This window comes from Micromonospora sp. DT63, assembly GCF_049841615.1.
Lineage (GTDB): Bacteria > Actinomycetota > Actinomycetes > Mycobacteriales > Micromonosporaceae > Micromonospora.
This window is the reverse complement of sequence record NZ_JBNCKQ010000027.1, coordinates 1-267: the sequence shown is the minus strand read 5'-3', so window position 1 is coordinate 267 and position 267 is coordinate 1. Positions and strand designations below refer to the sequence as shown.

Annotated in this window: 3 tRNA genes; all 3 read left to right on the top strand. The window is 65.5% G+C overall.

Annotated features, from left to right (window positions below):
• Nucleotides 1-2 precede the first annotated feature (2 nt).
• The 3 genes from ACLQ27_RS32180 (at nucleotide 3) to ACLQ27_RS32170 (ending at nucleotide 265) form a co-directional block, all read left to right on the top strand.
• Nucleotides 3-75 (top strand) — tRNA-Gly (locus ACLQ27_RS32180).
• A 34-nt stretch (nucleotides 76-109) separates the two neighbouring features.
• Nucleotides 110-180 (top strand) — tRNA-Cys (locus ACLQ27_RS32175).
• Nucleotides 181-193: 13 nt separating this feature from the next.
• Nucleotides 194-265 (top strand) — tRNA-Val (locus ACLQ27_RS32170).
• The last annotated feature ends 2 nt before the right edge of the window (nucleotides 266-267 follow it).

Sequence of the window (267 nt, the reverse complement as noted above, 5' to 3'; positions counted from 1 at the left end):
GTGCGGACGTAGCGCAGCTGGTAGCGCATCACCTTGCCAAGGTGAGGGTCGCGGGTTCGAATCCCGTCGTCCGCTCGGAGCTGCCGCCACGCATGACGGGGGCAACCTCGGTGGGGTGGCCGAGAGGCGAGGCAACGGCCTGCAAAGCCGTGTACGCGGGTTCAAATCCCGTCCCCACCTCGGCATTATGCACGGGCGATTGGCGCAGTGGGAGCGCGCTTCCTTGACACGGAAGAGGTCACTGGTTCAAACCCAGTATCGCCCACC